Origin of the sequence: Streptosporangium minutum, from assembly GCF_002149035.1 — a bacterium.
GTDB classification, from domain to species: domain Bacteria; phylum Actinomycetota; class Actinomycetes; order Streptosporangiales; family Streptosporangiaceae; genus Streptosporangium; species Streptosporangium minutum.
Genome location: NZ_NGFP01000032.1, coordinates 17,610 through 34,486 on the forward strand (window position 1 = coordinate 17,610; position 16,877 = coordinate 34,486).

The 16,877-nt window shown below is 69.3% G+C and carries 17 protein-coding genes and 5 pseudogenes; 11 read left to right on the forward strand and 11 right to left on the reverse strand.

The window, feature by feature from the left end; translation table 11 throughout:
* Window positions 1-72: 72 nt before the first annotated feature.
* From CA984_RS09930 to CA984_RS09950, 4 genes and pseudogenes are all read right to left on the reverse strand, one after another.
* On the reverse strand, window positions 73-744 hold the full coding sequence (locus tag CA984_RS09930) for a ribonuclease FAU-1 family protein (protein ID WP_086570504.1): 672 nt from the start codon (window positions 742-744) through the stop codon (window positions 73-75).
* Window positions 745-1,554: 810 nt separating this feature from the next.
* A pseudogene (locus CA984_RS44535) lies at window positions 1,555-2,109 on the reverse strand (sigma-70 family RNA polymerase sigma factor); the annotation flags it as partial.
* A gap of 7 nt (window positions 2,110-2,116) precedes the next feature.
* Window positions 2,117-2,926, reverse strand: a pseudogene (locus CA984_RS44540) (IS5 family transposase).
* A 68-nt stretch (window positions 2,927-2,994) separates the two neighbouring features.
* Window positions 2,995-3,405, reverse strand: a complete 411-nt coding sequence (locus CA984_RS09950) for a PPOX class F420-dependent oxidoreductase (RefSeq protein WP_043652228.1) — start codon at window positions 3,403-3,405, stop codon at window positions 2,995-2,997.
* A 136-nt stretch (window positions 3,406-3,541) separates the two neighbouring features.
* Between CA984_RS09950 and CA984_RS09955 the strand changes: the two genes are divergently transcribed.
* On the forward strand, window positions 3,542-4,108 hold the full coding sequence (locus tag CA984_RS09955) for a recombinase family protein (protein WP_133061598.1): 567 nt from the start codon (window positions 3,542-3,544) through the stop codon (window positions 4,106-4,108).
* Window positions 4,109-4,706: 598 nt separating this feature from the next.
* Entirely contained in the window at window positions 4,707-5,564 is an 858-nt protein-coding gene (locus CA984_RS09960) for a phosphotransferase (RefSeq protein WP_086570516.1), read from the forward strand.
* A gap of 100 nt (window positions 5,565-5,664) precedes the next feature.
* Here the strand turns inward: CA984_RS09960 and CA984_RS09965 are convergent, their stop codons facing one another.
* The 3 genes from CA984_RS09965 to CA984_RS09975 all read right to left on the reverse strand — a co-directional run bounded on the left by CA984_RS09965 (window position 5,665) and on the right by CA984_RS09975 (window position 6,917).
* Window positions 5,665-6,093 carry a hypothetical protein gene (locus tag CA984_RS09965; protein WP_086570518.1) on the reverse strand — a complete coding sequence of 143 codons (429 nt, stop codon included), beginning with the start codon at window positions 6,091-6,093 and terminating at the stop codon, window positions 5,665-5,667.
* Window positions 6,094-6,297: 204 nt separating this feature from the next.
* On the reverse strand, window positions 6,298-6,606 hold the full coding sequence (locus CA984_RS09970) for a hypothetical protein (protein WP_012891600.1): 309 nt from the start codon (window positions 6,604-6,606) through the stop codon (window positions 6,298-6,300).
* A 41-nt stretch (window positions 6,607-6,647) separates the two neighbouring features.
* Window positions 6,648-6,917, reverse strand: a complete 270-nt coding sequence (locus CA984_RS09975) for a hypothetical protein (protein WP_086570520.1) — start codon at window positions 6,915-6,917, stop codon at window positions 6,648-6,650.
* Between the two features lie 141 nt (window positions 6,918-7,058).
* On the opposite strand from CA984_RS09975, the gene CA984_RS09980 reads away from it, so the two are divergent.
* The 6 genes and pseudogenes from CA984_RS09980 to CA984_RS10005 form a co-directional block, all read left to right on the forward strand.
* The gene (locus CA984_RS09980) at window positions 7,059-7,523 is read left to right on the forward strand and encodes a helix-turn-helix domain-containing protein (RefSeq protein WP_012891602.1); all 465 of its coding nucleotides are present in this window, start codon (window positions 7,059-7,061) and stop codon (window positions 7,521-7,523) included.
* Window positions 7,524-7,579: 56 nt separating this feature from the next.
* The gene (locus CA984_RS09985; protein ID WP_242675845.1) at window positions 7,580-8,032 is read left to right on the forward strand and encodes a M78 family metallopeptidase domain-containing protein; all 453 of its coding nucleotides are present in this window, start codon (window positions 7,580-7,582) and stop codon (window positions 8,030-8,032) included.
* Window position 8,033: 1 nt separating this feature from the next.
* Entirely contained in the window at window positions 8,034-9,203 is a 1,170-nt protein-coding gene (locus CA984_RS09990) for an MAB_1171c family putative transporter (RefSeq protein ID WP_086570525.1), read from the forward strand.
* A 75-nt stretch (window positions 9,204-9,278) separates the two neighbouring features.
* Window positions 9,279-9,707: a hypothetical protein gene (locus CA984_RS09995; RefSeq protein ID WP_086570527.1), complete on the forward strand. Its 429-nt coding sequence runs from the start codon at window positions 9,279-9,281 to the stop codon at window positions 9,705-9,707.
* Window positions 9,704-10,996, forward strand: coding sequence for a hypothetical protein (locus tag CA984_RS10000; RefSeq protein ID WP_086570529.1), 1,293 nt, complete (start codon window positions 9,704-9,706; stop codon window positions 10,994-10,996). The genes CA984_RS09995 and CA984_RS10000 overlap by 4 nt, the downstream gene beginning before the upstream one ends.
* A gap of 108 nt (window positions 10,997-11,104) precedes the next feature.
* Window positions 11,105-12,985 (forward strand): annotated as a pseudogene (locus tag CA984_RS10005) (transposase); the annotation flags it as partial.
* Here the strand turns inward: CA984_RS10005 and CA984_RS45385 are convergent.
* Complete coding sequence (locus CA984_RS45385) at window positions 12,960-13,148, reverse strand: hypothetical protein (protein WP_133061599.1); 189 nt, start codon at window positions 13,146-13,148, stop codon at window positions 12,960-12,962. The pseudogene CA984_RS10005 and the gene CA984_RS45385 overlap by 26 nt on opposite strands.
* 245 nt (window positions 13,149-13,393) lie before the next feature.
* On the opposite strand from CA984_RS45385, the pseudogene CA984_RS47780 reads away from it, so the two are divergent.
* Together CA984_RS47780 and CA984_RS10015 are read left to right on the forward strand one after the other, a co-directional pair.
* Window positions 13,394-13,681 (forward strand): annotated as a pseudogene (locus tag CA984_RS47780) (DUF4158 domain-containing protein); the annotation flags it as partial.
* Window positions 13,682-13,719: 38 nt separating this feature from the next.
* Complete coding sequence (locus CA984_RS10015; RefSeq protein ID WP_242675847.1) at window positions 13,720-14,535, forward strand: recombinase family protein; 816 nt, start codon at window positions 13,720-13,722, stop codon at window positions 14,533-14,535.
* Here the strand turns inward: CA984_RS10015 and CA984_RS49010 are convergent.
* The 3 genes and pseudogenes from CA984_RS49010 to CA984_RS10030 all read right to left on the reverse strand — a co-directional run bounded on the left by CA984_RS49010 (window position 14,477) and on the right by CA984_RS10030 (window position 16,476).
* Window positions 14,477-15,222 (reverse strand): annotated as a pseudogene (locus CA984_RS49010) (recombinase family protein). The gene CA984_RS10015 and the pseudogene CA984_RS49010 overlap by 59 nt on opposite strands.
* A 226-nt stretch (window positions 15,223-15,448) precedes the next feature.
* Window positions 15,449-16,192, reverse strand: coding sequence for a hypothetical protein (locus CA984_RS10025; RefSeq protein ID WP_086570532.1), 744 nt, complete (start codon window positions 16,190-16,192; stop codon window positions 15,449-15,451).
* Window positions 16,192-16,476: a hypothetical protein gene (locus tag CA984_RS10030; RefSeq protein ID WP_133061600.1), complete on the reverse strand. Its 285-nt coding sequence runs from the start codon at window positions 16,474-16,476 to the stop codon at window positions 16,192-16,194. The genes CA984_RS10025 and CA984_RS10030 overlap by 1 nt, the downstream gene beginning before the upstream one ends.
* A gap of 236 nt (window positions 16,477-16,712) precedes the next feature.
* Here CA984_RS10030 and CA984_RS48630 point away from each other — a divergent pair, with 236 nt between their 5' ends.
* Window positions 16,713-16,841, forward strand: a complete 129-nt coding sequence (locus CA984_RS48630; protein ID WP_278248995.1) for a hypothetical protein — start codon at window positions 16,713-16,715, stop codon at window positions 16,839-16,841.
* Window positions 16,842-16,877: the final 36 nt, after the last annotated feature.

The window sequence follows — 16,877 nt, forward strand, 5'->3', positions numbered from 1 at the left end:
GACTTCATCCCGGCCGTCGGGCAGCCGCAGGAGACCTGGCCGCCATGACATCGGCCACCGACCGGCCGGCCGTCAGAGCCCCGCGGGGACGGTCATCACGTCGACGGGCAGGACCGGAACCGGCCAGGAGTCGTCGGCCCGCCAGCCGGCCCAGGGCGCCCCGAACGCACCCTGGCGTCCCTCGATCATCGCGACCGCCTCTTCGCGTGCCCGCTGGACATGCTGGTGGGTGCCGTCGTCGACGATTCCCAGGCGCCGGCCGTGCCGGTACTCCTCCTCGTCCTTCCAGACGTAGGACGACAGGTCCGGCGCCACGACGAGATCGATGAACAGGTCGAAGGTGTCCACGCCGATGGGGGTACGCGTGTAGGGGCGCTGAAAGTTGACATACCAGCGGTCCAGGCGGTGCCCGCTGGTGAAGAACAGGTTGACGCTGAAGAAGGACTCGGGGGTGAGGATGCTGAGCCAGGTGGTCTCGCGCCACGTCCAGCGGCCCAGATCCCATCGCCGGGCAGCGAGGCTGGTGATCGCGGCATCGCGCGCCGTGGTGTCGCCGGTCTGCAGCCAGTCGATCCAGGTGGTCGGAGCGAGGCTCTGGATGCCGGGCCAGTAGGCCAGGGCGAGCTCGTGGCCGCTGTCGTGGAGGACCCGGTGCGGTGAGGCGGTCCACACTCCGCCGTCGAAGGTGTCGCGCCGGATCGCGGTGGCACCGCCGGGAAACCTGGCCGTTGCGGAGACCGTCATGGGTGCATGATGCCATCAGGGGCGGGCCGTCTTCGAGCAGATGGTCCAGATGGCACCATAACAACCAGCGGGCCACGCAGTAGGGGCCGGCTCCTGCGTCGTACCCGGCTGCGGGTACAGGCGTGTCGCAGCGACGCCGGTTGGACCGGCTGTCGCACGACGGGGCCCTTACGGCAAGCAGGACGTGTGCACTCCTTGCACTCCCCGGTTCAGGCGTAGGTGCCGCGAGGAGGCAGGAGAGACATCCGCGTCTGCGGACGCGACCTTGGCCGAAGCCACGATGAAGCAGCCGGGTTTTTGAGCTGGTCCGGCAAGGCGGATCGGCTCCATGCAGCATCCCCATCGCCGTGGCGGGCATCAGCTGATTGGCCGGAGGTTCGTTGAGCGCGACGGTTTTCACAGGCGGCACTCGCCGATGCTCCCGGCATTCAGGCTGCTGCCGCCTGGCGGCCGCCACGATGAGCAGCCTTTGATCGTTATCAACTGGTAAGCGATCATTCCCAGGCTGGGCTGGCCGCATCCCTAAAGTGAGGGGCCTCGCTCGCCACGGCCCTCTTTCTCCCGTCAGGGGGCGGCGGCGGGTTCTCATAGAACGCGGCCTGAATCGCGCCCTGCCTCACTGCAGGCAGGGCGTTGGCTTCCTCAACGCCCTGCCGTCGTGACGGCCGAGTGGGCAGCGACGGCCCATCTACGAGTCACAGCCGCTGGACGAAGCCAGCCGATCTAGCCGTCGCTTTCACCCGGCGAGGTGAAGAACCGGCGCTCGCAACCGCACCGGCGCACCACCACGGCGCGCTCACCCCGAGATAGTCAGTCCAAATAGCCGCGCAAGAGCTGGGCCCGGGACGGCTGGCGGAGTTTGCCCATGGTCTTGATCTCGATCTGCCGGATGCGCTCACGGGTCACCCCGTAGACCCCGCCGATCTCGTCCAGGGTCTTGGGCCAGCCGTCGGCCAACCCGTATCGCAGCATCATCACCCCCGCCTCCCGTTCCGACAGGCTTCCCAGTACTTGACGCAGTTGATCTTGCAGCAGGATCGATCCCACGGCGTCGTCGGGCGTGAGGGCATCGCTGTCCTCGATCAGATTGCCCAGCTCATTGCCGTTCTCAGCGCCGAGCGGGGTGTGCAGGGAGATCGGCTCGCGTGCGTATTTTTGCACCTCGGTGAGCCGGTGCGGGGTCATGTCCATCTCGGCGGCCAGTTCCTCCGGCGTGGGCTCGCGCCCCAGATCGGCCAGTAGCTGCCGCTGCACCCGGGCGACCTTGTTGATCACCTCGACCATGTGGACCGGAATCCGGATGGTGCGTGCCTGATCGGCCAGCGCGCGAGTGAGGGCTTGGCGGATCCACCAGGTGGCATAACTGATCGTTTCAGAATGAAGTTCTGAGGCGGCGGAGGCAGATAATGCTGCAGGCCAGTTCGAGCAGGCCCTGATGGAGGTCGGCCCGGCGCTCGTAGCGGATGCGTAGTCGTTTGAACTGGTGAAGCCAGGCGAACGCGCGTTCAACCACCCAGCGCACCTTGCCAAGCCCGGATCCATGGGCGGTTCCGCGTCGGGCGATCACGGGTTTGATGCCGCGCTTCCACAGCAGGCGGCGGTATTTGTCGAAGTCGTAGCCCCGGTCGGCGTACAGGCGCCGGGGCTTACGACGGGGGGCGCCCCCGCAGGCCCCGGATCGGTGGGACGGCGTCCAGCAGCGGCAGCAGCTGGGTGACGTCGTGGCGATTGCCTCCGGTGAGAGCGACGGCCAGCGGGGTTCCGTGCCGATCGACGATCACATGGTGCTTGGAACCGAGCCGGGCCCGGTCGACGGGCGAAGGGCCGACATGATCCCCCCTTTGAGGGCCCGGACATGTGAGCCGTCGACAGCGCAGTCATCCAGGTCAAGAAGGTCCGTCTGCCGTAGCTCGGCCAGCATAGCGGCGTGCAGGCGGGGCCAGACGCCGGCTTCGGTCCAGTCCCGCAGCCGGCGCCAGGCCGTGACTCCGGAGCAGCCCACGGTCTCCGCGGGCACATTGCGCCAGGCAACACCGGTCCGCAGCACGTACATCACGCCAGTGAGCGCCGCCCGGTCCGGAATACGCAGACGTCCCGGGTGGCGACGACGGCGCTCGGGAACGGGCGGCAGCAGCGGAGCCACGCGCTCCCACAGGTCGTCCGGAACAAGATCAGCACTCACCCACACAGCCTCCCGATCAACATCGCCAGGCACAAGAGCGCGGGCTCAACTCGCTCTGAAACGATCAGTCAGTCGGCGAAGGTGCCGACCAGCCGCTGCGGGGTGACCCTGACGACCACCCGCACCACCTCCGGCGGCAGTTCCAGGTACTCCTCACCCGCGCCCGGCCCCTCGTACTGCTCGGCCAGTGCGACGGCCAGCTTCCGGCCCAGATCCTCGGCCACCGTCGCGGTACCGCGTACCTCCAGGTATCGCAGCGGGTTGGCCCGGTCGTAGACCGTCAGGCTGACCCGCGCGTCGCGCTCCATGTTGGTGACCTTGCGGCGGCCAGCTGCCGAAGAGATCAGCAGGTCGCCGCCGTCCCGGGCGACCCAGACCACTGAGGTCTGCGGGCTGCCGTCGGGGTTCACGGTGGCCAGCACCGCGGGATTCGCATCGTCAAGGAGCCTGCAGGCGGCATCGTTCAACTTGATCCTCACGCCCGCGACCCTAGCCAGGTCGCCAGGCGGCGTCGACCGATATGTCCCCTGCCGGCGCACGCACGTAGGGCACCCTCGCCGACCGAGATCGCAAACCGCAAAACCCGGGCTCATCTCATTCTGAAACGATCAGTTAGTGGTGGTTCCTGGGGGTTCGGGTGGCGTCGATCGATCGGACGGCGTAGCTCTGGCGGCCAGCGGCTACGACGAACTGGTCATGGAAAGGGAGTCGGGCAAGCGCGGGGTCGCGCGGCCGGCATGGGAGGCGCTCCTGGCGCTGCCCAGGGCGGACGACACGCTGAAGTTCTGGAAGTCCGACTGGTGGGGCCGCTCGACGGGGCACGTGCTGACCACGGTCAACCAGCTGCGCGACCGCGGCATCACGGTGGTGTCGCTGACGGAGAACTTTGATTTGGGTACCAAGGAGGGCCGGTTCATGTTCGCGGTCCTGGCCGCCGCTGCGGAGTACGAGCTGGAGCTGCGCGCCGAGCGCCAGGCCGAGGGAATCGCCGCCGCCAAGCGCCGGGAAGCCACCAGTGCCATGCTGCCCGGCAAGAAGACGACCGGCCAGCCGCGCACTATCAGCCCCGCCGAACTGGCCACACTACGCCGCCCGGTCGACGACGGTATCTCAGTCACCGAGGCTGCCCGCACTCTCAAAATCGGCCGCTCCACCGCCTACGCGGCACTCGCGGCCCGCTGACACCAACTACTCCGTGCGGCTTCCGGCAACTCCCGGTGCGCATGGTGTCCACTCCCCTTACTCTCCGGAACGCACGCCGTAGGATGAGGGGAGGCTCATTACGTTCCCAGGGGATTGACACCCAGGCCCTCCGCCGACACCGGCAATAAACCGAATGCGCGGAACCGACCGGGTGGTATTGCATACGGACATGACCGGCGGACCCTCGCACTTCTCCAGGAGCAGTCGACCGCACGCGGGTGCTGACGCAACGTTGGCCGCCCACCGGACGAACCCGCGACCGCGTCGCCACCGACGACGCCCGCCGCTTCGCCCCCTTCCCACTGCTGCGCGCCCTCCCGATCAGGCCGACGCGCTCACGTCCACCCTCTCCGCGGCCGGCTGCCGACTCAGCGGCGACGGCTGCAGCACGGCGCTGCTTCGGGGCGATCCGGACGTGAGCGCTCTCCTTGACCGGCCCCTGACGGCACAGGACGACTACGGCCTCGGGGTCCGCTATGCCCGGCCGCGCTGACCTGGTCACGACGCATCAGACGCCCGGCCGGGCCAAGGGCCTGCGCCGCACACATCAACTCCAGCAGGGAGAGGCACCGAACACGTGAAGGACACCGAGATCCCGCGGGCGGTGGCCGCGGCCGTCGACACGGCCGCCGAGTACGGTCTGGGCGCCGACGACGCCGCTGTGCTGCACAACTCGAACCGGATCGCCGTCCGGCTGCGGCCCAGCGGCGTGCTCGCCCGGGTCGCGCCCCTCGCGCACCGCCTCGACTTCGAGGTCGAGATCGCCCGGCGCCTCGCCGGGACCGGCAGCCCGGTGGCGGGTCTCGATCCGAGGGCCGAGCCCCGCGTCCATGTCCGCGACGGCTTCGCCGTCACCCTCTGGACCTACTACGAGCCCACCGCCGCACCCGAGAACCACCCGCCCGCCGCCTACGCCGACGCCCTGGCCCGGCTGCACGCCGGCCTGCGCCGCATCAACTTCGCCGCACCGCACTTCACCGACCGCGTCGCCGACGCCCTCCGGGTGGTCGAGGATCCCGCCGTCAGCCCGGACCTCGGCGCCGCGGAACGCGCCCTGCTGACCGACACCCTCCACGGAATCAGCCGCGCGATCCTGGACCGCGGCACGCGGCAACAGCTCCTGCACGGCGAACCGCACCCCGGCAACCTGCTCGCCACCGCGGACGGACCGCTCTTCATCGACCTGGAGACCGCCTGCCGCGGACCCGTCGAGTTCGACCTCGCGCATGCTCCGGAGGACGTCGCCGCGCACTACCCAGGCGCCGACTCCGGGCTGCTCGCCGACTGCCGGATCCTCAGCCTCGCCCTCATGGTCTCCTGGCGTTGGGACCGCGACGACCAACTCCTCGACGGGCGCGGAAAGGGCCGGGAGTGGCTCGCCCAGATGCAGGCCGACCTCGACCGCCGGGAGCACGCCGCCGGTGGCGGCCACTGAGCGGCGCCCCCACCGAACTGGCCACACTGCGCCGCCTGGTCGACGACGGCGTCTCGATCACCGAGGCCGCCCGCACCCTCAAGATCGGCCGCTCCACTGCCTACGAGGCGCTGGCCCAGCGCTGAGCAGCGGTTCTGCCGTCCCGCGGCCTGTTTCTGCCGTATTCCGGTGGTACCCGCTGGTCGCGGGCCAGATAAGAGTTGAGGGTGCGAGAGGCGATCCCCGCGCGCTCGGCGATCTCCTCGGTATCGAAGAGCGGGCCGCCGAGCACGACGCCCCGGTTGTCGAGGTCAGCCAAGATCGCACTGCGGTGCTCCAGGAAGTTGGCGGCGTAGCGGCGGGGCTCGCCATGCTGGCCGAGTAACCGCATCGTCTCGGCCGGCACCTCCTCCTCGACGCCGAGCAGCGACTGCCTGTTGCGCAGCGTCCAGGCCCCGTCCAGGCTCAGGCGGTGGGCGGCTTGAGCGACGGTCTCGTCGGTGTCCCACTCCAGGTGGCCGCCGGCCGCGGGGCTACGGGGGAAGGACAACGGACCGGTCCGTTGTTCTCCGACCCCCGAGCACGCGCTGTACGGGGTGCTCGACTCCACCGTCGGTCTCGGGGGTTCGTGATCCGTGCCGTCAGTCCATCGTGAGCAGGCAGGGCAGTCGCCCGGAGGTGGGCTGGGGGTGCCATCTCCGGGCGGTTGACGGCGGTCAGCGGCGCGGCACGGGCGCGACTGTGACCGCCGGCATCAGCGGGTACACCGAATGGAGGCACTGCCCCAGTAGTAGCCCGGCCCGAGCCGGGACGAGTCGGCGAACAGCAGCACGCACTGCTCGTTGCTGAAGCCCGAGATCAGCGCCTGGCGGCGGGCGTCATTCTCCGCCTCGCGCTTGGCCTCTTTGGGGCTGTTCTCGAGGGCCATGCCGTTGAAGCCGCGCTCCTCGAGCACGCTCGCCTGTCCCGTCGCGGCCGGCGCGGCGAACGCCGCGGCCGGAGCGAGGACGGCGAGGCCGGTGACCATGGCGGCGACGACGCCGCGAGCAACGATTGAACGCATTCCTGAAGTCTCCTTCTGTTCTTTGGTTCCCGTACCGGGGCTCAGCGCTGGCAGTTGACTGTCGCGGTGCCGAACCAGCTGCCCGGAAGGTCTCCGGCCCTCGCGCTGGAGTTGCTCACGTAGCACTGCGAGTGCAGGAATCCGGCCCATTCCGCCTTGCTGTAGGCGTGGTACACCGCGCTGTTCACCGCGCTGGCCTGGCTTGTGCCCTGAGCGGTCGCGGTGAACGAACGGGCTTCCGCCGACGCCGGCCCCGCCGCGATCACGATCGCGGCGGCGGCCAGTACGGCGGCACCCAGCATCTTCTTCATCCGCCCCCTTCCTCATTCATCTCAGCTAATATGATCAAGACACAAGCTAGCCATGCATCATGGCAATGTCAACTGATATGAATGATCTCCCCATGGTCATTCATATCAGTTGACATTGCCGCCTACCATCCAGAGGCGCAGATGACCGACGAGCAGGACCGCGCACCGGTGGCCGGCACGCTCAGCGACCGGATCGACCACCTGTTCCAGGTGGTCCGTCGCCCCAACGGCGAGCAGCACAGCCACGAGGAGGTGGCCAAGGCCTGCCGGGAGAGCACCGGTGAGACCTTCTCCGCGACCTACCTCTGGCAGCTTCGCACCGGCCGCAGGGACAACCCGACCAAGCGGCACCTGGAAGCCCTCGCCGCCTTCTTTCAGGTGCCGCCCGCGTACTTCTTCGACGACGAACAGGGCGCGGTGATCGCCAAGGAGTTGGAGCTACTCGGTGCGTTGCGCAACAGCGCGGTGCGCGATGTGGCACTGCGTGCGGTCAACCTCTCCGAGGAGGGCCTCGGCACGGTCGCTGACATCATCGATGCCATCGAGCGCCGCGAGGCGCAACAGGGCGGCGCCAGGGAGGCGCACGGTCGCAAGCCGAGGGAGTGAGGTTGCGGTACGCGCGAAACGCGCTCTGGCGACACTGCGCACAGATCGTGTCTACTGTGGATATACCAGATCCCTTTGACGTCGCCACGCTCGTCGCCGGGCTTGCCGCCGGAAGAGGCCGGCCCATCGAGCTGATCCCGCTGGCGGCACAACCCAGCACGCCGTGCGGCGTGCTCGCGGCGACCGACCGGACCGACTACGTCTTCTACACCGCCGACACCAGCCCCCTGCACCAGGAGCACATCCTGCTGCACGAGCTGGGCCATCTCTTGTGCGGCCACGTAGGCTCCAGCGGACTGGACGAGACGGTCTCCTCGGTGCTCATGCCGAACCTTCCGGTCGAACTCGTACGGCGGGTGCTGGGCCGCACGACCTACGCCGAACAGCAGGAGCAGGAGGCGGAGATGGTCGCTTCGCTGATCATGCACAAGGCCCGCCGCGGCGTGCCCGCCGAACCAGTGAGCAGCGAACTGGAACGCCTGCACTCGGCGTTCGGCCCCGGTGACTGAGGTGATCAGCTATTTCGCGGCCGGGCTGCTGGTGCTGATCAGCGCGGGCAAGCTGGCCACCGCGCGGCGCATCCCGTTGAGCCCCGGTATGCGATACCTGCTGGGGTTCTTCCTGAGCATGGCGGCAGCGCTGGCGGTCTCGGCCGAACCGACCGTGCGATTGCTGCTCGCCCATGACCTGCCCACGGTGGCTCTGGTGTGCCGGCTGGTGAGCAACGCGTTGCAGGTGCTGGCTGTGCACTTCCTGATGCGGCTGGCCCGCGCCGTCCAGACCCCCGTACCGCGCACCCGGCTGTGGCCGCTGGTGCTGTGCTGGGCGCTGATGGCGGTGTGCTTCGTTGACGTGGTGCTGCATGTCGATCAGTTCGACGCTCCCGGTTTCGGTTGGCGGTTCGGCGCCGTCGGATACCAGGTGGTGCTGGTCGGATACGCGGTCGGCTGCCTCATGACGTTCATGCGAGTGCTCACCCGGCATGCCCGGCAGTGCCCGCCCGGCAGCTTCCGCACCGGACTGCGGGTGATCGTGACGGCCTCGGCGGTGACCGTGGTCTGGGGCCTGTACTCCGGCCTTCCCACGCTCTGGCTGTCGGTGACCGGCCTGTCCGGTGACGACTTCCTGCCCATCGGCCGGATGATCGGGCTGATGGCAATGGCGCTGTGGGTCGTGGGCGCGGTGGTGACCACCTGGCAGGGCATGGTGGAGCGACCGCTGCGGTGGCTGACGGCCCGGCGCGACGTCCGCGCGGTAACGCCGCTGTGGTCGGTGCTGGTGGCCGCGTTACCCAGGATCGCGTTGCCGCCGACTGCCCGGTGTGGCGCGGAGTTCGCGCTGTATCGCAAGCTGATCGAGATCCGGGACGGACTGCTGGCCCTGCGCCAGCATGTGCCACCCGAACTGGCGGACTGGGTGCGCGAGTCGGCCTGCCGGCACGCCGCCGCCGAGGACGAGCCGACTGTGGCGGCCGCCGGGCTGGCCGCCGCGCTGGTGGCCCGGAAGTCCGGGCGCAGTTGGCCGCAACCGCCCGCCGTGCGCACCTCCTCGGTACCCAGCATCGATGCGGAGACGGCCTGGCTGAGCGCGGTGTCGGTGGCATTCACCAGCTCACCGGTGGTGGACGAGGTCCGGAAACGGGCCCGCGCGACCTACCCGGCGCCCGCGGAAGCGGCCTGAACACCGTCATGCCCTGGACGACCTGCGACAGCTCGCCGAAGCTCCGCGCGTCATTCCGTCCCCACGCCGGGCGAGGTGGGCCGCGCGCATGCCGCGTCCCTGTCCAGCCTCGATGTCGATGCCCGGACTCGGCGGCTTCTGGCCCGGGGCGGCTACACCAGCGGCGCTGCGGCCACGATGCGCGCTGAGCGTGATGCGCTGCGCGGCCACCACATCCCCGACTACAACGGCCACTACGACGCTCCCGCCACCAACTGCCGGCTGCGCTGCCCCCTGGCCCAGCACCAGGTCTGCGCCGACGCCGTCCGGCCGCAGCAGGCGCAGGTCCGCCAGCTGCTGCACCGCCTGAGGCGAGACGAGGAGCGCTTCACCATCACCAACGCCACCGTCGTCATCCACGGCGCCCTGTCGGCGTTCGAGCGGACCTTCCTACGTCAGAACCTGCTCTACCCCGTCCACACGGCGCCGCAGGCCGCCAAACTGATCGCCGGGAGGCTCCGTTGACAACCAGCACCCCATCCGCCGGCGCAGACACACCCGCCAGCCCCCTGTTCACCCGGCAAGCGCCCCTGCCGGAGTTCAGTGACCTGGCCGCTCATCTGGCCGCGACCGCCGATGCGGCCACCGTGCGCACCCTGCTGACCATCAGCCGCCAACCCGCCGCCGACCGCATCGCCGCAGTCCTCGACGAACGCACCGACCTGCCGGTGGAGGCGCTGGCCCTGCTGGTCGCCGTCCGGCCCGGCCTGCGTTCGGCCACCACCCGGCTGAAAGAGCATCTGTTTCCCACCGGCCGCGGCTGCCACCGCTTCACCCGCGCCATCGCCGCCCTGGCCCACCGTCCCGAGAGCCTGGAGCTTGACTTCACCGCCGACGAACGGTTCGCCGAAGCCGCGGTCGAGGCCGACCCCGGCGCCGTGCTCGGCGTCTTGACCGATGCGCTGGCCGTGCCGCGCCTGGACCTGCGGCGCGAGGAGGGCCTGCGCGCCCTCACCGTGGCCCGCGCAGCCCGCGGCCACATCAGCGACCCTCTGGCCCACGCCGCACGCCAGGTGCTGGAGCGCACCCGCCTGGCCGCGCTCACCGACCCCCTCATGCGCCGCCGCGCCGCGCTGCTGGAGGACCTCTCCTCCCACACCGGCGGACTGACCCGGGCGCTGCAGGTGTGGTTCGACGACCTCGTCGCCGGTGTCGACACCCCCGAGCAGGCCCGCGCAGCCTCCGAACACCTCGACCGGGCCTGCGCGCACCTGGCCGCCGCACACCGCCTGCACCTGGCCGCCGACCATCTCACCGGATGCGACGGCCAACGCCCCCTGGACCACTTCGACGATGCCTTGTTGATCGCCTTCACCCGAGCGCTCACCAAGAACCACCGCGACAAGATCCCAGCCGCTGTGCACATCCACGCGATGATCGCCGCGGTGAAGGCAGCCCGCTCCAAGGCCTTCATCAACGACGCCACCGCCGACCCGCGCATCGGGCTGGTCATCCCGATGCGCGATGAGGCAGGACGCATCAGCGCCCCCAGCCTCCAAGCCCCGACGGCCTTGACGCCATCGGCGTCAAACTCGCCCAGCTCGCCTGGCTGTTCGACGCCCGGCCCGGCGCCCGCGCGCACGTGCTGCTCGTTGACGAAGCACCTGATGCCGCATCCGCCCGCGCGGCCCGCGCCGTGTTGGAGACCGCCCCGGCCCATCCGCAGGTCAACATCAGCGTCGCCACGCACCCGGCCCACCTCGGCGACAGCGCCAAAGGCGGAGCCGTGCTGTGGGGCCTGGCTCGGCTGCTGAACGACGGCTGGCCTATCCTCACCCATCCTCGCCTACACCGACCTTGACCTTACCTATCCCCTTGACCAGCTCGGCCTGCTCCTGCACCGCCTCGACCAGCCCGGCGTGTACCGGTTCTTCAAGAAGGACCGGCCGGCGCTGTTTGAGCTGGCGGGCAAGCTGCGGCTGAAGGCCACCTCCAGCGACGATCCGGTGCTGGCCGCGCTGGCGCACGCCCGCGAGCATTCACCCAAGCGGCGCGACTTCATCCCGCTGCCGCCACCGGTGCAGGAGGATGAGCCGGAGTCGGGTATCGCGTTCGCCTCGGGTAACTGGCGGCGCGCGGTGACCGACCGCAGGCGGCCTGGCATGGTGGCGCGGCGGCACTTCGAGGCGATGGTGCTCTGCTACCTGGCCGAGGAACTGCGCACCGGCGACGTAGCCGTGCTCGGCTCGAACGAGTACGCCGACTGGGGCGCCCACCTGCTGCCCTGGGAGGAGTGCCAGCCGAAACTGGCCGCCTTCTGTGAGAAGGTCGGGCTGCCCGACACCCCCGCCGGCTTCGTCGCCCGCCTCAAGGACGCCCACCTGAGCGCGGCCGCGCAGCTGGACGCCGGCTACCTCGACAACGCCGACCTGGTCATCGACGAAGGCGGCGTGCCCACCCTCAAACGCCGCCCCGGCAAGGGCAGCGATGCCGAGGCCGAACCGCTGGCGGCCGAGATCGAGCGGCGCATGCCCGAACGCTCGCTGCTGTCCATCGTCGCGCGCACCGCCCACCGGCTCACCTGGTATCGCCACTTCGGCCCGGCCTCCGGCTCCGACCCCAAGATCAAGGACAAGCTGGGGCGGTACTCGCTGGCGGTGTTCACCGGCGGCATCAACATCGGCCCCTACGAGGCGGCCAAGCACATCACCGGCGTCACCGCCCGCGAGCTGTCCATGGTCCGCAACCGGCACATCACCCTGAAGAAGCTGAACGCCGCGGTCGTCGATGTGGTCAATGCCTTCGCCGAGCTGGATGTGGTCAAGGCCTGGGGGGACGGCAGCACGGTGGCCGCCGACGGTACCCAGGTGGACACCTACATCGATAATCTCCTGGCCGAGACCAGCATCCGGTACGGAGGACTCGGCGGCATCGCCTACCACTACATCTCCGACACCTACGTGGTGCTGTTCTCCCGGTTCATCCCGTGCGGGGTGTGGGAGGCGGTGCACCTGATTGAAGGGCTACTGGCCAACACCGCCGACATCCAGCCCTCCCCGGTGCACGCCGACACCCAGGGCCAGAACTTCCCGGTCTTCGCCCTGGCGACGCTGTTCGGGTTCGACCCGATGCCACGCATCCGCAACTTCAAGGACCTGATCTTCTTCCGCGCCTCAAAGAAGATCGCCTACCCGCACATCGACCAGCTGTTCGGCGAGAGCGGCCGCAACGTCATCGACTGGAAGCTGATCGACAAGCACTGGACCGACCTGATGCAGGTGGCCACCTCCATCAGCGAGGGTCGGCTGAGCTCGGCCACGCTGATGCGGCGGCTGCGGTCCAACTCCCGCAAGAACCGCATCTACAAGGCCTTCCGCGAGGTCGGGCGCAGCGTGCGCACCGTCGCCCTGCTGCGGTATCTGGCCGACCCGGCGCTACGGGCGCGGGTCACCGCGGCGACCAACAAGGTCGAGTCCTACAACGGCTTCTCCAAGTGGCTCGGCTTCGGCGGGGTGCTGGCCGACAACGACCCCGAAGAGCCGGAGAAACTGATCAAGTTCAACACCCTGCTGGCCAACCTGGTCGTCTTCCACAACGCCCTGGACATCTCCGGCATCGTCCGGCAGCTGGTCGCCGAAGGCTGGCAGATCACCGCCGACCAGCTCGGCCAGATCGCGCCTTACCCGCGCTCCCACATCAGCCGCTTCGGCGCCTACGCCACCGACGAACTACGTCACCGGCCGGATCCGTTCGACCCACTGCTGAAAGAGGTCGACTTCACAACCGTCGACCTGGCCGCCTGAGCGCGACGGATCCGGTGAGGACGCGGCAGGGTTGAGCAGCCCTGGCGACGGCCAGTGCTGCCAGGGCCTCGGGCTCGTCGGTGTCGGCCTCCCAGACCAATCGGCGCAGTAGCGCGTCGCGACGATGCTCGGGGAAGTCGGCGGGTCCCAGCCAGGCGATCATGAGGCTGCTGGCAGGGCGGTGGGGTCGAGAGCACGTGTGGTCTGGCCGGCGCGCAGTTGCTGCAGGTCGGGGATGTGGTTGTACAACGTCCCTGCTGAGACGCCGAGCAGCTTGGCGATCGAGGTGATCGAGTTCTCCGGGTTGGGGTCCCAGTAGTAACCGCCGAAAATCGGGCGGATATAGCTGAATAGGCTTCTGAGCTTGATATCTGTGGGACCGGCTGGAGGTCGTTCTTGGCGACGCAGGTGTTCGCGGATGAGGATCTGGAGCGGCTGCGGGGATTCCCGGAGATCGGTCGAGACGAGCTGTTCCGGTTCTTCACCCTGACATCAGCTGATGTCGCGTTCGTCGATCCCGGCCGGGGCCGAGGTCCGGCCGATCGGCTGGGGCTGGCCGTAGCCCTGTCCACGTTGCCGTGGCTCGGATTCGTGCCGGACAAAGTCTCGGCGGCGCCGCCGGTGGCGGTGGCCAGGCTGGCCGACCAGCTCGCCGTCGACCCAGCCGAACTGCGGTCCTACAAGCGGCGCCAGGCACCCCGCCGCCGGCGCCGATCCCCGCCGACACCCCGGCCATGGACATCCGCGTCGCCTACGCCCGCTGCTCCCACCTCACCCAGGAACTTCAGTCTCAGCTGGCCGCGCTGGCCGCGCACGGCATCCCGCGCGAGAAGATCTTCGCCGAGAAGGTATCCACCCGCGTGCGGGTCCGCCCGAAGTTCGAAGCCGCCCTGCAGGCCTGCCGCGAGATCAAGGCGCACGCCCCGCACTGCCGGGTCATCCTCACCGTGTACGAGATGAAGCGGCTGGGCCGGGACTCGGCCGAGCTGACCGCGCTGGCCGACCACCTCACCGCGCACGGCATCGCCTTGGAGATGCTCGCCGGGCCGCTGACCGGGATCTACGACCCGTCCGGCACCGGGCGGGTGCTGTTCGCCTTCTTCGCCGCGATGGCCGAGACCGAACGCGAGAACATCCGCGAGGCCACCTTGGAAGGCTTGAGTGCCGCAGCCCGCAAGGGAAACCACGGCGGACGTCCGCCGGTGATCACCGACGACATGCTGCACACCGTGCTCCGCCGCCGCGTGAACGGCGAGTCGGTGGAGGACATCCGCCCGGACCTGATCATCCCCACCGGCAAGCGCAAGGGGCAGCACCCTAGCCTGGCTAGCATCTACCGCGCTGGCCGAGCACGAGAAGCGGCAGGCGTATCCCGGGGTCGTAGAGCAGGCCCATGCCGACTTCGCCATGCTCCAGGCGAGCACCTGATCGGCACGGCCAATCGGCCGCATCATCGCTGGCCAGCGATATCCGCCCGATTTTCGGCGGCAACTACGGCCACCCCGGGTTGGGCAGCATGTCCCGCGCTGCCCGCAGGAGTTCGGGAGTGATGACGGTGGGGCGGCCGCCGGTGCGGCCGCGGGCCTTGGCCGCGGCCAGGCCGTCGCGGGTGCCGACGACGATGAGTTCGCGGATGAACTCGGCGAGGGCGGCGAAGACGTGGAAGATGAGCCGGCCGCCGGGGGGTGGTGTCGAGGTTCTCGTGCAGCGAGGTGAAGCCGATCTCGCGCTTGCGGAGGTCACCGACCATGGTGATGAGGTCGGCCAGAGAACGGCTGTAGCGATCCAGGGAGGGCACGACCAGTGTCGCCCTCCTGGAGGAAGACGTGGCACGCCTGGAGCTCGGGCCGGGCAGCGGTCTTGCCGGATTTCTTGTCGGTGAAGACGCGGCGGCATCCGGCTGCTTTGAGCGCGTCGAGTTGGCGTTCGAGGTTCTGGCCGGCGGTGGAGACGCGGGCGTAGCCGATGCGGATCTCGCTGCGGTGGGCTTGGCGGACGTTGCCCCAGGTGAAAGCACGCAAGAAGGAGCCCGGCGTGGACGGCGCGCGCACGCCGTCGAACACGGTGCTCATCCCGCTGTGCCGCAGCACGTCCAGATCGGTGATGCTGTCGGCGCCGCAGGCCATCCCGGCCACGATCGCGCTGACCTTGGCTTCAGCGTGGGCGCCGTCCGGGGCGGCCAGGGCCACCCGCTCACCGGCCAGCCGCTCCAGCCCGCACCGCTCGGCCAGCCGCATCACCGGGGCCAGCCCACCGTAGGCGATCACGTGCTCATCGTCGAAGATCGCATGCGTACGGCTGGCGGCGTGGGAGAATCGCACTTACGAGGTGTCCTTTGTCGTTGGGCTGCTGGAAGCGTCAGAACTCCCATCATCCCAGCTCGAAGGGCACCTCACTTCATTTCACGACCGCTGCGTCAGATTCCGCCCCGTGGATCCAGGCTCAGTAAGCGGCGGCGTGCCGTCAGGCCTGTGGCGCGGCCTTCCACGCGGGCCAGCGCTGCTCGACCGGGCGGGGCAGGTCGGCGGCGTACCACGTGCGCAGCGGCACCGGCACCGGATTCGACCGCTCGGCCGGCACCGGCGTGTCGGTCAGCTGTGCCAGGGCCTCGTGGTCGGCGGCTTCGGTCGCCAGCCGTGCGTTGCTGACCATCGGGCTCGGCCACCAGTTGATCGGCATGCTGGTGCGGACCTGCTGCGCGTGCTCGCGGCTGGGCAGCACCGCGTGTACGGCGTCGCCCCGGGCGACCACGAACCGGTTGCGGCGCGGCGCGATGGTCCACGCGCGTTCGAGGCGGCGGGGGACGAGCGCCGCGCCCTCCTGGTCGCAGACCTGGGAGGAGAAGATGGTCGCTCCACCCGCATCGCTGAGGTAGAGGATGCTGGCGGCGGCCGGCGGCCGGACGACGCCGTCGCGCATGAACAGCGCCTCGTCCTTGTCGACGTGCCAGGGCTGGAAGTGGTAGGCGGGGGCTCGGCGGACCCACCACTCGACTCCGGCGTCGGGCCGTTCGAGCTGGGGGAGTCCGACCAGCGCCTTCAGGTGGCGTAGGACGGTCGCGATGAGCGGCGGCTCGGGTGCGTCGAGGCCGGTCCAGAAGGACAGCGTGCGGTTCGGCAACACGGCGGCCGCGACGCTGAGCACTTCGAGCAGCGCCGGGGGCAGCACATCGTCGAAGACACGCGGAGCGAACGGATCGACATCCATCAGGCGCTTCCCCAGGAGCATCGTTCGGCCAGCGCCGTGCGCACGACGCCGAGCCGTTCCAGTGTCGTGAGCGCGTCGGCCAGCTGAGAGAAGGGGACGGACAGCTCCCGTGCCAGGTCGCCCGCGGCGCGCGGCGGCCGCGCGGCAAGGTGCCCGGCCAGGGCGGTCGACCACAACGCACCCCGGATCCGGCCGACAACGGTCCCGGCGCGGACGATCTCGACACCGTCGGCGTCGGCCTTCAGCACGACGCCCTCGGATAACACCGGCTCGTCCTGCGGCACCCAGTCATGATAGGGCGACGCGACCTCTTCGATCCGGTCCAATGCCCAGAGTTCTGGCACGCCAGCATGACCCACCATGCAACGACCCTTCAGAAGACATGTCAACGTAATTCGTCCTCGTCGAATGCCGACCTTAACAACGGTCTACCATTCCCGCCAGCCCGTCCCCATTGAATTCGATGTCGGCGGCTGTTAACTTTTGTCAGAATTGTCGTCCACCCTCGAAAGAGGTATGCATGGCCGAGAATCTGCCTCCCGAGTCCGAGCTTCCCACCCCGGGCACCGACGAAGAGCACGTGCCGTTCACTGTCGAGATGATGGAACTCGACAGCAACCCCATCATTCTGCAGCCGAAGTCCTACTAACGCTGCGCATGGCGAATTCGTATCCGGACGTCTCCG